We start from the raw sequence: 18,653 nt of genomic DNA on the forward strand, positions 1-18,653 counted from the left end.
TTTAATGAACACTAACTTAGGTTAGTCTTCTACTAATGCTTTATTTCTTGTACGTTGTACCCAAATAATAATACCTACAACAATTAATGCCATTGGTGATAATAACATAAACCCGTTGTTTTCGTATCCTAAAGCATACAATCCTGTTTTTTCGATAGGATCTCCTAGTACTTTAAATCCTAATAAAGTACCTGAACCGAATAATTCTCTAAAGAATCCTACAATAATTAAGATTACTGCATATCCTAAAGCATTTCCTATTCCATCTAAAAACGATCTCCATGGTCCATTACCTAAAGCAAATGCTTCAAAACGTCCCATAATAATACAGTTGGTAATAATTAACCCAATAAATACCGATAAGGTTTTACTTAAATCGTACGCAAATGCTTTTAGCACTTGGTCTACAATAATTACTAACGTAGCTACTACGATTAACTGTACAATAATTCTAATTTTTGATGGAATAATATTTCTCATTAACGAGATTACTACATTCCCTACTCCTAATACAAATAATACCGATATAGACATTACAATAGAGGCTTTTAACTCTGCTGTAATTGCTAATGCAGAACAAATACCTAATACCTGAATTGTAATTGGGTTATTATCTGCTAATGGATCAGTAATTAATGCTGCGTCTTTTTTTGATAAAAGTCCCATATTTATTTTAATGTTTTAAAGTAAGGTACGTATAAACCTATTTCAGATTTAATCATTGCAGCTACTCCGTTACCAGTAATAGTCGCTCCTGCAATTGCATCTACCTCATTATCATTTTTATCTTCATTCTTTGGATCATTGTTAGATTTAGAAACTGAAATTCCTTTAAAAGAACCGTTATTCATTAAATCTTCTCCAATAAAATCATCCATAAAGTAACGTTGCTTAATGTTAGCTCCTAAACCAGGTGTTTCTCCTTTGTGATCGAAGAAAACTCCTTGAACTACCATATTTTTATCCATTGCAACATACCCCCAAATAGCATCCCAAAGACCTTTACCTCTAATTGGAGCGATATAGAATGTTTTTCCTTCTTTTTCACCTACAAATAATGGTAATTTTCTTGTTTTACCTTCTTTAGCTGCTGTTTGTTGCTTTTTTATATCAATTAAATACGCTTCGGCATCTTCAGAAACATTATCTCCTTCGATTACTAATTGTTTTTTAATGTATTTAGCAAACTTTTCTGCTACTTTATCTTTTGAAACAAACTCTACACTTGTTTCATCATTTTCGTTAACACCCATTGCATACAAAATATTTTGCTGCTTCTCGATACGTTTATTAGCATCGATTGTTGGGCGAAGTGATGACGCTGTAAAAGCTAACAACGCACCTACTACTAACACCATTCCTATGGCGAAAAGTACCGTATATAAATTACTATCTGTCTTCTTACTCATAATTAGGCAGTTTTAGCTTTTAAACGTTTTAATCTTCTCTTAACATTACCTTGAACTACGTAATGGTCAATTGTTGGAGCAAATACGTTCATTAATAAGATTGCTAACATTACTCCTTCTGGGTATGCTGGGTTGAATACACGAATCATAATTGACATAAATCCAATTAAGAATCCATAAATCCACTTTCCTTTGTTAGTTTGCGATGCTGTAACAGGGTCTGTGGCCATGTATACCGCACCAAATGCAAATCCTCCAATTAATAAATGCTTCCAGAAATCTAAACTCATTAATCCGTAAAACTTGCTTGTTTCACCAATCCATCCCATATCAACTACTTGGTTAAAGATGAATCCCATTACTAAAGCTCCAATAACTGCAGATAACATAATTCTCCAGCTTCCAATCTTTGTAAAGATTAGGAATAAAGCTCCTAATAAAATTAATAATGTTGAAGTTTCTCCTACAGAACCTGGAATAAATCCAAAGAACATATCAGAAACTGAATAGTTTAATGGTTGCGACTGTGCTAAACTTCCTAAGATAGTTTCTCCTGAAATAGCATCAGCTGTTCCTGCAGCTTCTACAGCTCCTTGAACCCATACTTTATCTCCAGACATCCATGTTGGATATGCAAAGAATAAGAATGCACGAATTGTTAAGGCTGGGTTTAAGATATTCATCCCAGTTCCTCCAAATACTTCCTTACCAATTACAACACCAAAAGCTACTGCTACTGCTAGCATCCATAATGGTAAATCTACTGGTACAATTAACGGAACTAACATTCCTGTTACTAAGTATCCTTCTTCTATCTCATGTCCTTTGATTATACAGAAAATAAATTCTATTGCTAAACCAACAACATACGATACGATTACTAACGGTAATATTTTAACTAAACCGATTAGTAAGTTATCCATATTCCAAAATTCTCCAGAAAAGAAACCAGTTGCGTTTGAAACGGCTTCTATTTGAAGATTATGCTGATACCCTGCATTAAACATACCAAATATTAAACATGGAATTAATGCCATGATTACTGTATTCATTGTACGTTTAAGATCATCTGCCGACTTAATGTGAGTTCCTCCATGAGTTGTCTCATTCGGCATATATAAGAATGTATGAAAACCATTGAATAGCGGAGCTATTTTAGTTCCTTCATACTTCTTTTTTAAATTATGTAAGTTTTGTTTTAAGCCCATATCTTATCCTAATTCTTCTCTCATTAAATCTAATCCTTCACGAATTATTTTTTGGTGAGGTTGTTTCGACACACAAATAAATTCTGTTAACGCAAAATCTTCTGGTGCAATTTCGTAAGCTCCTAATCCTTCCATTTCGTCAAGATCTTTATACATACAAGCTTTTAATAATTGCATCGGATAGATATCTAACGGGAAAATTTCTTCATAAGAACCTGTTACTACAAATGCTCTATGCTCTCCGTTAGTATTCGTATCTAAGTCATATTTTTTCTTTGGATTTAACCAAGAAAAAGTTAATGCTCTAGAAGTAGATATTTTATTAAAAACTGGCTTATTCCACCCAAATAACTCATAGTCATCTCCTTCTGGGATAGCTGTAATTAAGTTATCGTAGTATCCTAAGAAACCATCTTCTTTAACTTCTAAACCACTTAAAACATTTCCACTAATTATACGAGCATTATTGGCATCTAAATTTCCTTTAACAACATCAGCAATTTGCGCTCCTGCTTTTGCAGTTACATACTGTGGTTTGTTAAATTTAGATCCTGCTAATGCAATTGTACGAGTAATGTTAAACTTTCCAGTTAACAATAACTCTCCTATTACTACTAAGTCTTGAGGTGTAACTACCCACACAACTTCTCCTTTGTTAATAGGATCAATTTGTGCTATTTGAGTACTTACATTTCCTACTGGATGTGGACCTGAAACTTTATGCAACTCAACTCCTTTCACATCTTTAAATGGTGATAGTGTTGAGTTTTTAGCTACAGAAACATGTACTTTACCAGCTGTTAATTTTGTTAACGCTGTTAAAGCTGCTTGTAATTCTGCTTCTTTGCCTTTTAACGCATAATCATAATCGGCTGCTAAAGGTGCACTTGCGTAGGCTGATACAAAAATTGCTTTTGGTGCTTGATTAGGGTTTGCAACCACGTCGTACGGACGTTGTTTTACAAACGGCCAACAACCTGAAGCAAACAAGTGGTTTTTAACCTCTTCTCCAGACATTGCGTCTACATCTTTTTTACCAAAATCTTTGTATTCCTGCTGTGCATCAGCAGTGATTTTAATTGCTAAAACTTTTCTTCGTGCTCCACGAACGATTTCTGTAACTTTACCACTAACAGGGCTAGGGAATAAAATACGCTCATCACTTTTTGAATAAAAAAGTGCTTCACCTGCTTTTACTTCTGTACCTTCTTTTGCTAAAATTTTAGGAATAACGCCGTGAAAATCATCTGGCTTTACTGCAAACACACTACCTGATTGAAGTTCGGTAGTTAACTGTTCTGCCTCGCCAACTAGCTTGATGTCCAAGCCTTTCTTAATACGGATGTCTTTTGACATAGGAACTGATTAATTTGATTTTCTTAAAAAACACGCAAATTTAAAAATTTTGAATCCCTTTGCAGAACAAAAACATTTTTATCTTTACGAAACCTTATTATTTATATTTATTCTAAATAAAAAACTTGTCTTTGGCTTATATTTTGATACTTTTGTTACATCATGATAAAAAAAGAACTATCCTTAATTGCCTTTTTATTAGTTGTTTCGAGCTTTGCTCAAAACATAAAAACTGTACAATTACGACCTAAAAATAACCCTAATTTTTACGCTCCAATTGTTCGTTTAGGCGATGTTTTAAAATTGTCTTTTGACGATTTAGATGCTGACAGCAAACAGTATCAATATAAAATTGAACACATGACTCATGATTGGAAACCTAGTTCAATGACCAGCAATCAATATATTGAGGGTTTTGAACAAAATGAAATTATTAATTTCACCAATTCTTTTAACACACTTCAACCCTACACACACTACTCTGTAGAGATTCCTAATCAAAATACAATTATTACCAAAAGTGGTAATTATTTAATATCTGTTATAGATGAGGATTACGAAGTTGTTTTTACAAGACGCTGTGTGTTTTACGAAGACATTACTACCGTTGGGGTTGCTGCTTTTAGAAGTAGAAACGCAGCAACAACCAATCAACAACAAACCGTTCAATTTTCAGTTAACCACCCTAGTTTACAGATAAACACTCCATCTCAAGAAATCAATGTAACATTGTTTCAAAACCATAATTGGAATACAGCTATTACTAATCTTCAACCTATTTTTATAAAACCTCAGCAACTGCTTTATAATCATACTGTAAAAACTAATTTTTGGGGAGGAAACGAATTTTTAAATTTTGATACAAAATTCATAAGAAACTCCAGTTTAAATGTTGCTAGAGTAGAACGTAAAAACCTATATCATAGCTACCTTTACACAGACGAACCTCGTAATGATAAAATATATACATATAACCCCGATATCAATGGACAGTTTGTTGTAAGAACCACAGAACGTGATGTCGTTGACAATAGAGACAATACCGAAGCTGATTACTCCTTAGTTCATTTTTCTTTAGAAGCTTTTGAGCCTTACGAGAACAAAGAAGTTTTTGTTTATGGTGCTTTTAACAATTACGAATTATCTGAAGAGAATAAAATGACTTACGACTCTTCTCAGAAAATTTACAAAGCTACATTACCCTTTAAACAAGGCTTCTACAACTATAACTACGCTACTTTAGACAATAACAAAAATGTTGATTTACATGAAGTTGACGGCTCATTTTATCAAACAGAAAATGAATACACTGTGATTGTCTACTACAAACCTTTTGGTGAAATTTACGACAGAGTAATTGGTGTAGGTTACGGATTTTTTAACCAAAATAGGTAAGGTATCCTTAGAAACATTGACTAAAAACTGAAAAAGAACTATCTTTATCATATGTTTCAACAAGTAACAAAAGGCATTAAGATTTCTGTAAAAACATCATTTAGGGGCTCTGTTTACAGAGGGCATCGACAGTACTATGCTTTTAGCTACTATATTTCTATAGAAAATAGATCAAAAGACACTGTAAAACTACTAGAACGTTTTTGGGTTATTTTTGATGCTCTTAATAGCACTGAATATGTGGAAGGTGAAGGTGTTGTTGGAGAAACCCCTACCTTAAAACCTAACGATATTTATAACTATAGATCTAATTGTTTTTTACTTTCTACTACTGGCGCTATGGGAGGTAATTATAAAATGATTAATGTAAAAACACTCGAGGAATTCTTAGTAACCATTCCAACTTTTCAATTAACCACTACTGCTATTTTAAACTAATGATAAAAAAAAACAAAGTTCCAGTTGTAAGAGATGCTAACTGTTTAAACTGCGGACATCCTTTTACCAACAATGAAAAGTTTTGTCCTGAATGTGGACAAAAAAACAGAGGCAAAAAAATTACCTTAGGCATTTTTCTTCGCGAACTTTTTGCTGGTTTTTTCTCTTTAGACACTAAGTTTTGGAGAACGCTAATTCCATTATTAATAAACCCAGGGAAAGTTTCTAAAGATTATATTGACGGTAAAAGAACTAGATACACCAATCCATTTAGGTTTTATTTAGCTACTTCAATTATCTTTTTTTTAATCATAAGTATAACCGATAGCTATAAAAAATTTGAGGAATTAAGAATCGGTAAATCTTCAAGTAGTAATTCTCAAATTAAATTAAACAATGATAATAGCGATGCTATTGAAGTAGATCTTGACTCGATTCAAGATGTAGTTTTCAAGCAACTTGAAAACCAAGACTCCCTTGAAGCAAAAAAGACACAGCCTAAACCTGATTCCACATCAGTTTCATATAATTCTGAACAAGAACTAGCCAAAGCTGACTCTAACGATTCTTTCAGAATCGTAAAATTTATGAAATTTCAAAAAGCACACCCTAAAGTTCCTATTGAAGCTGCTTTAGACAGCTTAAAAGCAGAGAAAAACTTTAGCAACCGTTTTTGGTACTCACGTGCAAAAGTTTTTAACTCAGTTTTTTTAGATAAAGATGAAGCAAAAAAGTTTTTCCGCCAAGTACTATCCTATGCTTCTATCGCACTATTTATACTATTACCTTTATTTACTTTGTTCTTAAAGTTTATTTACATTAGAAGAAAGTATACATATGTAGAGCATCTTGTTTTTGTATTTCACGTACAAACTGTACTCTTCCTGCTGTTTTCTATTTTTTACATTATAGATTTTTTCAAACACTCTAATAGCTTCTTACCTGTATTTTTAATACTCTTCATGATTTATTTATTCATAGCCATGAAAAGGTTTTATAATCAAGGGTACTTTAAGACATTTATGAAATATATACTTGCTAATACAATGTTTTTTATATTAGCTATGCTTGGCTCTATTGCTATATCGTTTGCTGCTTTTGCTTTTTATTAATCTAGCATTTGTAAAAAGACGTTTTTAGAAGTGTTTTTTAACTCTATAGTTGCATCTAACTGATTATTATTAGTTACTAACAACTGTATTGTTTTTACCTTATCTAGGTATTTATTTTTTAAAGAGTAAATACCTCTGTCTTTTTCTTGATAATTGGCGACATTAAACAAGAAGTAAAACTTATTGTTTCCGTCGATATCTTTAGTTAACTTTTGATTTTTTTTAGATGTAAATTTTAAGCCGTTTCCTTTACAAAAACTGTAAGTAGTAAACAAAGGCATTAATGTTAATAGATCCTCATTCTCAACTCTCTTAATCACTTCTTTTTCTTTCAAGTAATCACAAAGGTCGTTTCCTTGCAACTCAAAAGTAACCTTAGGTGTTATCGTTTTTTGAATATCCTTTTTTTCTACCTTATTAAAATCATCATCATATTCATAAGTTACGATGGTATCTGATTTTTCTATAAAAGAAGTAAGATTACCCTCTACTACTCCGTCCCATTTATTAGTAACTGAGTCTAATGACAATGTTGTGAGTTTTTTAAACTTTTTCTTTAGGTTTTCATCTAATTTATCAGCTATTAGTTCAGTATTTAGCTTTCCTGACACACTCAGTATTGAACCAGCTACTGATGTCGCTTTAAATGGCTCAAAAAAGTTGTTTTCTTCACTCAACTCACCTTTGACTCTTAAACTACTTCCATCTATAACAAACTCAAAAAAGTCTCCTTGCAAAGTACTAATAGCCACTGGCTGTTTACTATTCTTTATTTGTTTAAAAATTAAATCGTTTTCAGAAAAGTAATTTTCTTGATTTAATTTAGATAATAACTCAGGTGATATTTGTGCTTTTTTATGTTTTTTCAACAACACTTGCAAAGAGTTATTTTGCAGCACACAACTTATTATTCCTTTGCTATAAACTGTAGTATTACTAACATTTTTCGCAGTAAACTCCTCTTCTTTTAAAGCTTCTATAAATTTTTCCTTAACAACTATTGGACTACTAATAAAAAAGTCTTTAAACTCTTGTTTATTGGTATAGAAAAACAAACTATTAGGCACTTCTAGTTCATCTAATAATGTTGCTTTCTTTTCCTCTTCTTTTGAAGCTGAAGATTCCTTAAAGTCTAACTGAGAAAGTGGATGCTTTAAAAAGCTAAGAATTATGTTGTATTCTATTTCTCGAAGATTAATATAGACTACTGTTTCAGCTGATGCTGGAACTTTTTTTGTATAAGTTACGGTTGGATTATATCTAAAAAAACCAACCGTAACTATAATACAGCATACTATTATGAGTATATATGCTATTCTTTTTATCATTTAGCTTACTTCGCTACTGCATTGATAAACTCTAACAATAACTTTAACGTGTTTTCTTCTGTTCCTTGAGTAGAAATTTTTAACTCTGAAGAAATTGTATTACCTCTCATTCTAGATACTCTAAACACTCCGTCGTTTAAGTTATTTGTTGAAAAACGCATTGCTTCTTTTTCAGATTTACTCATCCACTTATTAGGAATCTTATTTAAAACCGCATTTACATCAACAAAAAACACTGTTGAATTATCTCTTACTAATTTACTATGTTTCTTAGAGTTGAAGTTATTATTTCCTCTTGCAATACTTAACGCATTAGTTTGTGAGGTTGTTAAATACAACACATCGTTTTTAACTACCGAATATAAGTTGAATGGTATGTCAGATTTTTTAGTTTTAAACTTTACAACGTTATTTTCAATTTCAACCGCCTTATGCTTTTCTCCTAATTTGAAAAACTTATTCAATAAATCTTCTTCTTTTGAACCAATCATTAACGTAAAATCAGGAACAAACTCCTCTTTAGTTTTTGTTACTTCTTTACGTTTATAGTCTTCATCGTACTTGTAAGTAGTATACTCTACTTCTTTTTTAGAAAAATCGTTTAACACTAAAAGAGCATCACCTGTAATTAGTCTTCCAATAGCTTCTTCATCTATAACTAAAGAAAATAAATCTCCTACAATTTCCATTTCTTCTTGAAATTTAGGCAAAATACCTCCGTACATCTTGTTCAATAATTCTGGATATTGCTTTAATGTTTCTTCAGTATCAATAGAAATACTCCAAAATGCTAATGCTTTATCGTGATCAAAGCTATTTACTAGATTACGACTCATTCTTTTATTATAGATCTTTTTAAAAGATTTCTTCATATCAGGACTAACCGACATATCTAATAAAATTCTTGCATCGTTTTTATCAAAAAACAAATTAGCAGTCACTTCTTCAACCCCATAAATATTTTGATCTCCTACATCTGCATATAAAGGGTACAAAGAACTACCAAAAGATTTAAATAAATCTGTCATTAACATACCATAGTTACGAACCCAAAGTGTTGCTGATGCATTTTTCTTTTTACTCTTTTGAAACTTAGTATTAGAAGCAATAGAACTGATAACATTTTTATTAAATAAGTCTAGCACATACTTTTTTGTCCAACCTTTACCTATTCTTTTTCTAAATGAATAACCGTACTCCTTTTCCTCTTTAAGTTTATCTAAACGTTCTTTATGAGTTGAAAAATACCCTCTAGATACATCTCCATGTACTAACAAAAGATAATTCTCATTCCAAATTCTAATATCGCTACGTCCTTCAATAATATTGTAGCCCTCCATTCTTCTTATCTTCTTCTTATTTCGTTTACTTAACATTGACTCAAACAACTCTTTATCTTTCAACTCAACGTAAAAGTTATGATATGAAATACTATCAGTTTTACTGAAAAAATAATAAGCGTTTGATTTAATGTCTATACCAGCGTTAGCTACTGAAGACACTTTATCTTCTTCTCTCCTTCTATTTAAATCTTTTAAAATCTCTTTTCCAATAGCACTTTTGTCAATATCTGATACTTTTATCAACTTAAATAAGTTTTCTGCATTTGCAGAAACTAACACATCTACATTGTTAGGTATTTTAGACTCTAATAGCTGAGCCTGTATAGCTGTATATGTGTTTAATAACAGTAGTGTAGCAATAATTTTTTTCATCCTAAATTTAGTTCTCTAATTGTATTTTATTTTTGATTGTTTGCTTGTTTGCTATAATGTCTTGTGCTTGTAAATGCAACATAATAGCTTTTTTGCTTTTTGATATTCTTGCTTGATTATTCTCTGTAGATTTTATCGGTGACTCAAACCTATAAACACTTGTATAAGTTGCTGTTTCAAACACCTTACGATCTTGGTTTTTTGTTTTCCTAAACTCTTTTCCTAAATCGAAATGATGACTTCTTGTAAATGTTTTACTCTTTTCGTCAAACGTAAAATGTTTGTTTCTTTTGATAGCTTCTATATGCTTTTTAGAGCTAAAATTAGCTATTACTTCATTTAAAGCTTCCACGTTATCAAAATCACACGAAACTGTTACAATAAACTCATCAAAATTTAACGTGTTTTTTACATTATGAACCCCCTTCGTTCCTTTAATCTTAGCTACTATTTCTTGTACTTTTTTTCTTATGGTTACTTTTGAAGGTACTTTATAACCGTTTATACTATCAAGTAGCATTATAGAGGCTAGCTTAGTTTTACTTTTACTTAAGTTAATGGTAAGTACAGCATTTCCTGAACCATCTTCATTAAAAGTTACCTCTTCAACAAACTCAAAACAACTTGTAAATAAGAAAATAGAAATTACAGAAAATAGTAATAATAATCTTTTATTCATAAAAACTTTTTTGCAAAGGTATTAAATAGCTTTTATAACAAACGAATGATTTCTGCCTCTATTTTGTTAATATTTGCATGTAAATCGTAGTAACTCATGGTAAGTTCTTGCTCGCTTTTCATAACAGATGTTACACTTACTGTTTCTACATAAGTTCGTTTCATTTTTAAAGAAATTTCAGGATTTCCCTTGGTTTCATCTTGATGAAAATTAATGATTTCTGATTGATGAAAATCTTTATTATCCAATAACCATTCAGCAAACCAGTCTCTTCTTAACTGCTTCATCTCTTCATTATATAATGTTGATGAAGACCAAATTTTAGGTGTATCATCTAACTGTTGAAAGTGCTTTTTAGCACCATCCCAAACTAATTCATACGCTTGTAAATTGCTACTCCAATCAATCAACACAATAGTAAAAGGCTCTATACCAGAGAAGTCAAAATGATTGATTACCTCAACAGGATTATATACTATTAATAGTTGTTTTACAATAACCCCTCTACTCATTCTATACGACTCTGCTCTTTGATGTTTTGTAAACCCACCATTCAACAGACAAATCAATCTGTTTTTTTCACTTAAACCTATCCAAGTTCCTCCTGCTAATTCATCTTTAGGGTACGTTAACTTCACTCCTTCTTCAATATACGTTTTAGGCGCTATTGTTTTTCGTTTCGGATCTTCATCTCTATTTGAAGTTAATATAAAATCATTATTCCCTAAAGGTAAATAAGTTACCGTACACATGTTGTTTTAGTTTTATATAATTCCAGCCTTATGTCCATTTAAATATTCCTAAAATAACCGTAACTTTGTCATTTAAGAAAGTTCATTATTGGACTTTTTCAATAACAAAGAAAGAAATTTAATTCAACAAACAACATACAAATGGGAAAAGGATTTTTTCACGTACCAACTGCCATTAACGAACCGGTAAAAGGATATGCTCCTGGATCTCCAGAGCGCGAAGCCGTTTCTAAACAATACAAAGAATATTTTAACGGATCTATAGATGTACCAATGTACATCGGTAACGAAGAAGTTAGAACTGGAAATACTCGTAATATGACTCCTCCTCACGATCACCAACACGTGGTAGGACAATATCATATTGGAGATAGATCTCATGCTGAAAAAGCTATTGCTAATGCCTTAGAAGCTCGTACTGAATGGGCACAAATGCCATGGGAACAAAGAGCTGCTATCTTTTTACGTGCTGCTGAGTTAATTGCTGGTCCTTACCGTGCAAAGATTAACGCTGCAACTATGATTGCTCAATCAAAAACAGTTCACCAAGCTGAAATTGACGCTGCATGTGAGTTAATCGACTTTTTACGTTTTAACGTAGAGTACATGTCTGAAATTTACAACGAGCAACCAAACTCTGATGACGGAATTTGGAACCGCGTTGAGTACCGTCCGTTAGAAGGGTTTGTATACGCAATTACTCCATTTAACTTTACTGCAATTGCTGCAAACTTACCTGCATCAGCTGCAATGATGGGGAACGTTGTAGTTTGGAAACCATCTGATAGCCAAATTTTCTCTGCAAAAGTAATTGTAGATGTATTTAAAGAAGCTGGTGTACCAGACGGTGTTATCAACGTAATTTATGGTGATCCTGTTGAAATTACTGATGTAGTTTTATCTTCTCCTGATTTTGCTGGTATCCACTTTACAGGTTCTACTTATGTATTTAAGGAATTGTGGAAAAAGATTGGAGAAAACATTCATACATACAAAACATACCCAAGAATTGTAGGAGAAACTGGTGGTAAAGACTTTATCATTGCACACCCTTCTGCTAATCCAAAACAAGTAGCTACAGGTATTTCTCGTGGTGCTTTTGAATTCCAAGGTCAAAAATGTTCTGCAGCTTCAAGAGTATACTTACCAAAATCGTTAGCTGAAGAAACATTGAACTACGTAAAAGAAGATATCGCTTCTTTTAAAATGGGTTCTCCAGAAGACATGAGCAACTTTATTACTGCAGTAATTCACGAAGGTTCTTTTGATAAGTTAGCAAAATATATTGATCAAGCTAAAGCTGATGCTGATGCAGAGATTTTTGCTGGTGGTAACTACGATAAATCAAAAGGATACTTTATTGAGCCAACTGTTATCTTAACTACCAACCCTAAATACACTACTATGGAAACTGAATTATTCGGTCCTGTAGTAACTATTTATGTATACGAAGATGCAGATTGGGCTGATACGTTAAAATTAGTTGACGGAACTTCTGAATACGCTTTAACTGGTGCTGTATTCTCTACAGACCGTTATGCAGTTGCTGAAGCTACTAAAGCTTTAGAAAACTGTGCTGGTAACTTCTACGTAAACGATAAGCCAACAGGTGCTGTTGTAGGACAACAACCATTTGGTGGAGCTAGAGCTTCAGGAACAAACGATAAAGCAGGATCTGCTCAAAACTTATTACGTTGGGTATCTCCTCGTTTAATCAAAGAAACTTTTGTTTCTCCTGTAGATTATCGTTACCCATTCTTAGGATAAGAAAAGTATTCCCTAACAAGGAATCTTAGATATAAATTAAAAAAGCAATCTCATTTTGAGGTTGCTTTTTTGTTTGAATTTTATTCCCCTTTTAAATATCTTTCGCCAATAAAATTGCTTTTAAAATGAAATCACTTTCTTTTATCATCCTTACTTTATTCCTTTTAAGCTGTAGTAAAAGAGTATATATCAATAAAGAATGGAATACAAAAATCGATTTATCTAACTCTAAGTTTGTATTTGATTCAAAAGTTAGATATAACAAAGTTCTAAACTCTGATTATATAGTATTCAAATTGCCAAAAACTTATTCTAGAGTTCAAAATATTAGTTTTCAACCCGAATTTAAGATTTATAATAAATTTCTTAAAGATAAAAAGCCAGATCATGAACAACTAGCTGAGTTACTTCACATGTATTTAAATAAACACTTTAAAATACTAAATTACATGAGAACCGACAAAGATGATTATGGGTATTTATTTGGGTTTGTTGCTGAAAAAAAAGACAGATACCTATATCATTATCGGTTAATTAATTTAAATGATTATAACTATTTAATTGAAATGAAATACACTTTTGACACGTCTCTTAAAACACAAAAACACTTTAAAGAATTAGTAAAATCAATTAAAGCCATATAAAATCAGCCTAATCTTAAACCCATTACTTTCTTCTATAAGATTTTTATTTGTTTTCAAATAGAATTCAACTAATTTCGTTTAGCATCAATTCGTTTTATTTTAACAAGCAATGAATTATAAAGAAATACTTGAAAACGTGTATCAAAAAATAACTCCTATTGAAAATATTGGAGAGTTAGCTACCTATATTCCTGAATTGGCTACCATTGATGCTGAAAAATTTGGCGTACATATTTCAACAGTTGCTAATACTAATTTTGGATTAGGAAACTTTCAAGAAAAGTTCTCCATTCAAAGTATCGCCAAAGTATTATCACTTTGTTTGGCGTATAAACATCTTGGTGAATCTATATGGGACAGATTAGGTGTAGAACCTTCTGGTAATAGTTTTAACTCATTGATACAACTGGAAACGGATAACGGTATTCCTAGAAATCCGTTTATCAACGCAGGTGCTATCGTAATTGCCGATATTTTAATTAGCAGTTTGGTAAACCCGAAGGAAGATTTATTGAATTTCATTAAAAGTCTTTCTATCAATAAAGACATTGACTACTCTTCAAAAATTGCAGCTTCAGAAAAATCGGTAGGATACAGAAATGTTGCCTTGTGTAATTTTATCAAGTCTTACGGAAACATCTACAACGACCCTGAAGTGGTGCTAGATTTCTATTTCGATTTATGCTCGTTGGAATTGACTTGCGAACAACTTTCTGAATTATTTTTCTTCTTAGCCAATAACGGACAAACCAGACAGGGCGAACAAATATTGACTAAAAGTCAATCGAAAAGAATTAATGCGCTAATGCAAACCTGTGGGTTTTATGACGAATCTGGGGAGTTTGCTTTTAAAGTTGGATTAGCGGGAAAAAGTGGTGTTGGTGGTGGTATTATTGCCATACACCCTAACCAGTATGCGATTGCAGTATGGAGCCCTAAATTGAATAAAAAAGGAAACTCGTATAGAGGAATGCGCTTTTTAGAAGAGTTTACTACGCTTTCTGAACAGTCAATTTTTTAGGTTGATTCTTAAACAAAATTAAACTAGTTTCGCTAGCGTTGAACATAAACAATTAAAACAGGTTCTTATTTATAAAAAGTTACCGATAATCAAAACTGAATATGAAAAGTAAAATTACTGTACTCCTATTATTAATATCAATACTATCTTTTGGTCAAAAAAAGGATTCTGTTGAAATAAAAAAAGTTGAATTTGTAGAAAAATTAACTTATGCTTTTGCTTCTCAAATATTTAAAAAACAGGAATACAATTCAAAAATAGATGAGAATTATAAATTTCCATGGAAAACTCAATTGTACACTGATACTCAATATAAAACTGCCTTAGATACTTTAATAAAAAATGCTACCATTAAAATAAAGAAGGGTAGCTTTTCAAATCACATTTTAGAATTTAACTCATACTTTCCTGAATTTATGAGTGATAACCTGATAGATATTTTTAAATTATCAATTAAGAAAAATAAAATTGTAGATGGTAACACAATCTTAAAAATTCAAGAGAATGGCAGCCATGGGTTTGGATTTCATTCTTCTTCAAGCTTTGAAAACGGAAATAATTACACCTACAATTGGAGAACTATTAATTCCTCCTTTAACATTAAATCTAAAATAAAAAAAGAAGAATTAAAAGGAGCAATAGAATTTGAAAGTGGATTCGTAAAAGGTTATGATTATTTGAAAATTAAAAAATCAGATATTGGTAAATTAATGAAAATTGGTAATCATGAGTTTACCGTTATAGATATTTTAAATAATTCAGTGATATTAGATTTTAAAACCAATGTTGAAGATTTAAAATTCACTCTAATAAATGTAAATAAAAAAAACCAACGTATTACTTCATCAGGAGGTATGTTTACTTATCAAACTCTTTTTGAGGACATGTACCTAAAGTTTAAAGAAAATCCAAACTTATCATTTGAAGATTACAAAAAAGCATTTCACCCTAAATATGTAGAGCTAATTAAAAACGTTGATGAGAATAAAAAAGTTCGAGAAGATATCTTCGGAAAAGAATATAAGGTTTTTCTTACATCAGGAAAGTTAATTAATACTTACTTATACACACCAAAATATTTTTCCAGAACATTTGAAATCACATATGATGAAAATACTGAAAAGCGTATTCCTAAAGAACCTAAAAAATCTTCATTAGATAAAAAACTCGAATTACATTTTGAGAAAGAAGAAGGTATAGCAGTCTTATTAGGTGATAATTTAAAACTATTAGATGATAATCTTAAACCGATAAAAAGTGTTAAAGCAGGAATCAATGTTAAAATTATTGGGAAGACATACAAATACTTTAATGGCAAAAAGTACGATGAAACCTGTGATGCTTATAAATATGTTAAAATAGAGCATGAAGGCAAGGAGTATTTGATTAGAGGTAAAAATGTTTATAAAATAAAAAAACTAGACAAACAAGCTGCTAAAGGTAGTAATTTAGAGTTTTTTAAAGCTGAACCTAACGACTTTTTAAAAGTTCTTAAGCCTGATGAAGATATGGAGTTTTGTTATCAAATTAAGTATTCTCCCATCATAATTAGAAGCATAGAAAAAAACTCTTACAGCCTTATAAATGTGATAAAAGATGATTTATATTCTAAAATAACTAGCCAATTTAAAGAAGCTGATTTTTTTCAATCTGGAAGTAATGAAAAGATTTATAACAAAATAACTCATATAGAAATAGTCAATAATGGGTTTCTTTTAGACTTGAGACATAACGGTAATACATATAAAATTTCACTTATAAAAAAGAAAAACAAATACATTGCAAAGTACTTAGAATAAAGAAAAAACTATTGGTAACACAGTGCAAAATAATTGCTATTTTCATACTAATCTTTAGCGAAAAATCCCAAAACATTTTAGAATGTTTTGGGATTTTTTTACTTCTATTAACTCAACTCAATTTTCATATTCAAATACAACCATTTTGTTGGAACGTCTGACGATTGCCCATTTACTAATTTATCATAATCAATCCCCCAATCTAATAAGTTTACTTGCCCTTGTAATACCAGTTCGCTAGACATGCTTTTGTATGAATCTCTAATTCCTGTTGCAAAAAACTTCACTTCTTTTTCAACTCCTTTAATAGACATCATTCCGTTAATTTGATACCAATCTACCCCCATCACAAAAACATTCGTAGTTCTAAACGTTATGTTGTCGTTCTTATCATTAATAAACACTCCTTTGGTTTTAATTCTTGCTGTTAATTCAGCCTCATCACCTCTGCATACTCTAAATGAGTTTGGATTAACCTCAAACGAAATACGCATGTTTTCCAACGGATTTCCAGCATCCATTCGTACAGGAATATCCACTTTTAAATCGTTTACAATACCACCAAACGGTGTGCTACAATGACCATGTGTTACAAACATATTAATTGTCTTGTTTTTTACAACTTCGGTTACCTCTTTTATTTCTTTTGGTGTAACTGTTGAAGTACTTTTAGCAAATCCGCTTACAAGTACTATAACTAACAATGCCCCAACTAACAAAATTCTATTTTTAATGGTTTTCATACTATTCGTATTTAAAGTTTTCATCAAAACTATCGCAACCTTCCGTTAAAAGTGTAAATCAATTGTCAAAAAAGTGTAAAAAAGCTTTAACCAGTGTACTTTTATTTAAATTTACCTCCAAAAACCACTAAAACCTATTTTTCTAACATTTTAAAATGTCACAAAAAACTCAACTTAAAGAAGTCGCCAAACTATTTTTTAAACTAGGTTGTATTGCTTTTGGCGGACCTGCCGCACATATTGCAATGATGGAAGATGAAGTTGTTAAGAAAAGAAAATGGATGACTCAGCAACATTTTCTGGATTTAATGGGAGCTACCAATTTAATACCTGGACCCAACTCTACTGAAATGACCATGCACTGCGGGCATGAAAGAGCTGGTTGGAAAGGGTTAATTGTAGCTGGTTTTTGTTTTATTTTTCCTGCCGTAGTAATTACATCAATAGTTGCGTGGTTATACCAAGAATATGGTCAGCTTCCTAAAGTTGAACCCTTTATTTACGGAATAAAACCCGCAGTAATTGCCATTATTGTTATGGCTGCTTATCGATTAGGTAAAAAAGCTGTAAAAAACACATCTTTAGCTATTTTAGGGGTAATCACTTTAGTTGCCTGCCTTTTAGGTGTTAATGAAATAGCTGCTTTGTTTGGTTGTGGCTTACTAGGTGCTTTACTCTATTTTTTCAACCAAAACCGTACTAATTTAACCAGCATACTTCCTTTTTTTCTATTTCAGGCAAGTGAAACGCTTCAAGCCAACAACCTGAAAATTTTATTGACCTTTTTAAAAGTTGGTGCAATTTTATATGGAAGTGGTTATGTGTTATTTGCTTTTTTAGATGCAGAACTGGTTGCTAACGGATGGCTTTCTAGACAGGTACTAATAGATGCTGTTGCTGTAGGACAAATAACCCCTGGTCCTGTTTTATCTACCGCTACTTTTATTGGTTGGCAAATGAATGGAATAACGGGTGCACTGGTAGCAACTGTTGGAATATTTTTACCATCCTTCTTTTTTGTTTTAGTTTTAAATCCGTTGATTCCTAAAATGAGGAATTCGAAGCTTATTGGTAGCATTTTAGATGCTGTAAATGTAGCAGCCGTTGCCTTAATTATTGCTGTTTGTATAACAATGGCTAAAGATACTATTACAGATTGGCGCACTATTGTTATTGCCATCATAAGTCTACTTGCTGTTTTTTATTTTAAAAAAGTAAACAGCGCTTTTATTGTTTTAGGAGGTGCTATGTTAGGATATATTTTAACTTATTGGTAAACCCCATAAT

Annotated in this window: 17 protein-coding genes; 8 read left to right on the top strand and 9 right to left on the bottom strand. The window is 31.5% G+C overall.

What is annotated here, in order from left to right:
- Nucleotides 1-21 precede the first annotated feature (21 nt).
- Genes VBY68_RS12165 through VBY68_RS12180 form a run of 4 tightly spaced genes read right to left on the bottom strand, consistent with a single transcriptional unit; the run spans nt 22 to nt 3,973 of the window.
- A complete protein-coding gene (locus VBY68_RS12165; RefSeq protein WP_099215191.1) occupies nt 22-666 on the bottom strand; it encodes an NADH:ubiquinone reductase (Na(+)-transporting) subunit D in 645 nt (214 codons plus the stop codon).
- 2 nt (nt 667-668) lie between these two features.
- Nucleotides 669-1,409, bottom strand: coding sequence for a Na(+)-translocating NADH-quinone reductase subunit C (locus tag VBY68_RS12170; RefSeq protein WP_124588252.1), 741 nt, complete (start codon nt 1,407-1,409; stop codon nt 669-671).
- 2 nt (nt 1,410-1,411) lie between these two features.
- The gene (locus VBY68_RS12175) at nt 1,412-2,617 is read right to left on the bottom strand and encodes an NADH:ubiquinone reductase (Na(+)-transporting) subunit B (RefSeq protein ID WP_121146654.1); all 1,206 of its coding nucleotides are present in this window, start codon (nt 2,615-2,617) and stop codon (nt 1,412-1,414) included.
- Between the two features lie 3 nt (nt 2,618-2,620).
- Nucleotides 2,621-3,973, bottom strand: coding sequence for a Na(+)-translocating NADH-quinone reductase subunit A (locus tag VBY68_RS12180; protein WP_124588250.1), 1,353 nt, complete (start codon nt 3,971-3,973; stop codon nt 2,621-2,623).
- Between the two features lie 162 nt (nt 3,974-4,135).
- On the opposite strand from VBY68_RS12180, the gene VBY68_RS12185 reads away from it, so the two are divergent.
- Genes VBY68_RS12185 through VBY68_RS12195 form a run of 3 tightly spaced genes read left to right on the top strand, consistent with a single transcriptional unit; the run spans nt 4,136 to nt 6,918 of the window.
- Entirely contained in the window at nt 4,136-5,368 is a 1,233-nt protein-coding gene (locus tag VBY68_RS12185) for a type IX secretion system plug protein (RefSeq protein ID WP_415269883.1), read from the top strand.
- A 51-nt stretch (nt 5,369-5,419) separates the two neighbouring features.
- Nucleotides 5,420-5,806, top strand: a complete 387-nt coding sequence (apaG, locus tag VBY68_RS12190) for a Co2+/Mg2+ efflux protein ApaG (protein ID WP_121146652.1) — start codon at nt 5,420-5,422, stop codon at nt 5,804-5,806.
- The gene (locus VBY68_RS12195) at nt 5,806-6,918 is read left to right on the top strand and encodes a DUF3667 domain-containing protein (protein WP_124588245.1); all 1,113 of its coding nucleotides are present in this window, start codon (nt 5,806-5,808) and stop codon (nt 6,916-6,918) included. Before apaG ends, VBY68_RS12195 begins: the two co-directional genes overlap by 1 nt.
- Here VBY68_RS12195 and VBY68_RS12200 read toward each other — a convergent pair.
- The 4 genes from VBY68_RS12200 to VBY68_RS12215 are packed head-to-tail and all read right to left on the bottom strand — an operon-like array spanning nt 6,915 to nt 11,392.
- Nucleotides 6,915-8,246 (bottom strand): hypothetical protein, encoded by a 1,332-nt coding sequence (locus VBY68_RS12200; protein ID WP_415269884.1) that lies wholly within the window; start codon nt 8,244-8,246, stop codon nt 6,915-6,917. The two genes, VBY68_RS12195 and VBY68_RS12200, sit on opposite strands and share 4 nt — an antisense overlap.
- A 5-nt stretch (nt 8,247-8,251) precedes the next feature.
- Nucleotides 8,252-9,961, bottom strand: coding sequence for a hypothetical protein (locus tag VBY68_RS12205; RefSeq protein WP_415269885.1), 1,710 nt, complete (start codon nt 9,959-9,961; stop codon nt 8,252-8,254).
- Between the two features lie 7 nt (nt 9,962-9,968).
- Nucleotides 9,969-10,640: a hypothetical protein gene (locus VBY68_RS12210; protein WP_415269886.1), complete on the bottom strand. Its 672-nt coding sequence runs from the start codon at nt 10,638-10,640 to the stop codon at nt 9,969-9,971.
- Between the two features lie 32 nt (nt 10,641-10,672).
- Nucleotides 10,673-11,392: an NRDE family protein gene (locus VBY68_RS12215; RefSeq protein ID WP_415269887.1), complete on the bottom strand. Its 720-nt coding sequence runs from the start codon at nt 11,390-11,392 to the stop codon at nt 10,673-10,675.
- A 141-nt stretch (nt 11,393-11,533) separates the two neighbouring features.
- On the opposite strand from VBY68_RS12215, the gene pruA reads away from it, so the two are divergent.
- The 4 genes from pruA (at nt 11,534) to VBY68_RS12235 (ending at nt 16,623) form a co-directional block, all read left to right on the top strand.
- Nucleotides 11,534-13,159, top strand: a complete 1,626-nt coding sequence (pruA, locus tag VBY68_RS12220; protein ID WP_415269888.1) for an L-glutamate gamma-semialdehyde dehydrogenase — start codon at nt 11,534-11,536, stop codon at nt 13,157-13,159.
- 125 nt (nt 13,160-13,284) lie between these two features.
- Nucleotides 13,285-13,803 carry a hypothetical protein gene (locus VBY68_RS12225; RefSeq protein WP_124588232.1) on the top strand — a complete coding sequence of 173 codons (519 nt, stop codon included), beginning with the start codon at nt 13,285-13,287 and terminating at the stop codon, nt 13,801-13,803.
- A gap of 109 nt (nt 13,804-13,912) precedes the next feature.
- Nucleotides 13,913-14,824: a glutaminase gene (locus VBY68_RS12230; RefSeq protein WP_415269889.1), complete on the top strand. Its 912-nt coding sequence runs from the start codon at nt 13,913-13,915 to the stop codon at nt 14,822-14,824.
- A 101-nt stretch (nt 14,825-14,925) separates the two neighbouring features.
- Complete coding sequence (locus VBY68_RS12235; RefSeq protein WP_415269890.1) at nt 14,926-16,623, top strand: hypothetical protein; 1,698 nt, start codon at nt 14,926-14,928, stop codon at nt 16,621-16,623.
- A gap of 107 nt (nt 16,624-16,730) precedes the next feature.
- Here VBY68_RS12235 and VBY68_RS12240 read toward each other — a convergent pair whose 3' ends face one another.
- Nucleotides 16,731-17,366, bottom strand: a complete 636-nt coding sequence (locus VBY68_RS12240) for a YceI family protein (RefSeq protein WP_415269891.1) — start codon at nt 17,364-17,366, stop codon at nt 16,731-16,733.
- 155 nt (nt 17,367-17,521) lie between these two features.
- Between VBY68_RS12240 and chrA the strand changes: the two genes are divergently transcribed.
- Nucleotides 17,522-18,643 carry a chromate efflux transporter gene (chrA, locus tag VBY68_RS12245; protein WP_415269892.1) on the top strand — a complete coding sequence of 374 codons (1,122 nt, stop codon included), beginning with the start codon at nt 17,522-17,524 and terminating at the stop codon, nt 18,641-18,643.
- Nucleotides 18,644-18,653: the final 10 nt, after the last annotated feature.

The sequence above is a fragment of the Tenacibaculum ascidiaceicola genome (genome assembly GCF_047470925.1).
GTDB classification, from domain to species: domain Bacteria; phylum Bacteroidota; class Bacteroidia; order Flavobacteriales; family Flavobacteriaceae; genus Polaribacter; species Polaribacter discolor.

What these genes read in the sequence shown, in the direction of transcription:
- pruA (WP_415269888.1), top strand. Translation starts at nt 11,534, where the DNA reads ATGGGAAAAGGATTTTTTCACGTACCAACTGCCATTAACGAACCGGTA.
- VBY68_RS12200 (WP_415269884.1), bottom strand. Translation starts at nt 8,246, where the DNA reads ATGATAAAAAGAATAGCATATATACTCATAATAGTATGCTGTATTATA.
- VBY68_RS12240 (WP_415269891.1), bottom strand. Translation starts at nt 17,366, where the DNA reads ATGAAAACCATTAAAAATAGAATTTTGTTAGTTGGGGCATTGTTAGTT.
- VBY68_RS12165 (WP_099215191.1), bottom strand. Translation starts at nt 666, where the DNA reads ATGGGACTTTTATCAAAAAAAGACGCAGCATTAATTACTGATCCATTA.
- VBY68_RS12180 (WP_124588250.1), bottom strand. Translation starts at nt 3,973, where the DNA reads ATGTCAAAAGACATCCGTATTAAGAAAGGCTTGGACATCAAGCTAGTT.
- VBY68_RS12210 (WP_415269886.1), bottom strand. Translation starts at nt 10,640, where the DNA reads ATGAATAAAAGATTATTATTACTATTTTCTGTAATTTCTATTTTCTTA.
- VBY68_RS12235 (WP_415269890.1), top strand. Translation starts at nt 14,926, where the DNA reads ATGAAAAGTAAAATTACTGTACTCCTATTATTAATATCAATACTATCT.
- VBY68_RS12170 (WP_124588252.1), bottom strand. Translation starts at nt 1,409, where the DNA reads ATGAGTAAGAAGACAGATAGTAATTTATATACGGTACTTTTCGCCATA.
- VBY68_RS12225 (WP_124588232.1), top strand. Translation starts at nt 13,285, where the DNA reads ATGAAATCACTTTCTTTTATCATCCTTACTTTATTCCTTTTAAGCTGT.
- VBY68_RS12205 (WP_415269885.1), bottom strand. Translation starts at nt 9,961, where the DNA reads ATGAAAAAAATTATTGCTACACTACTGTTATTAAACACATATACAGCT.
- VBY68_RS12215 (WP_415269887.1), bottom strand. Translation starts at nt 11,392, where the DNA reads ATGTGTACGGTAACTTATTTACCTTTAGGGAATAATGATTTTATATTA.
- chrA (WP_415269892.1), top strand. Translation starts at nt 17,522, where the DNA reads ATGTCACAAAAAACTCAACTTAAAGAAGTCGCCAAACTATTTTTTAAA.
- VBY68_RS12195 (WP_124588245.1), top strand. Translation starts at nt 5,806, where the DNA reads ATGATAAAAAAAAACAAAGTTCCAGTTGTAAGAGATGCTAACTGTTTA.
- VBY68_RS12185 (WP_415269883.1), top strand. Translation starts at nt 4,136, where the DNA reads ATGATAAAAAAAGAACTATCCTTAATTGCCTTTTTATTAGTTGTTTCG.
- VBY68_RS12175 (WP_121146654.1), bottom strand. Translation starts at nt 2,617, where the DNA reads ATGGGCTTAAAACAAAACTTACATAATTTAAAAAAGAAGTATGAAGGA.
- VBY68_RS12230 (WP_415269889.1), top strand. Translation starts at nt 13,913, where the DNA reads ATGAATTATAAAGAAATACTTGAAAACGTGTATCAAAAAATAACTCCT.
- apaG (WP_121146652.1), top strand. Translation starts at nt 5,420, where the DNA reads ATGTTTCAACAAGTAACAAAAGGCATTAAGATTTCTGTAAAAACATCA.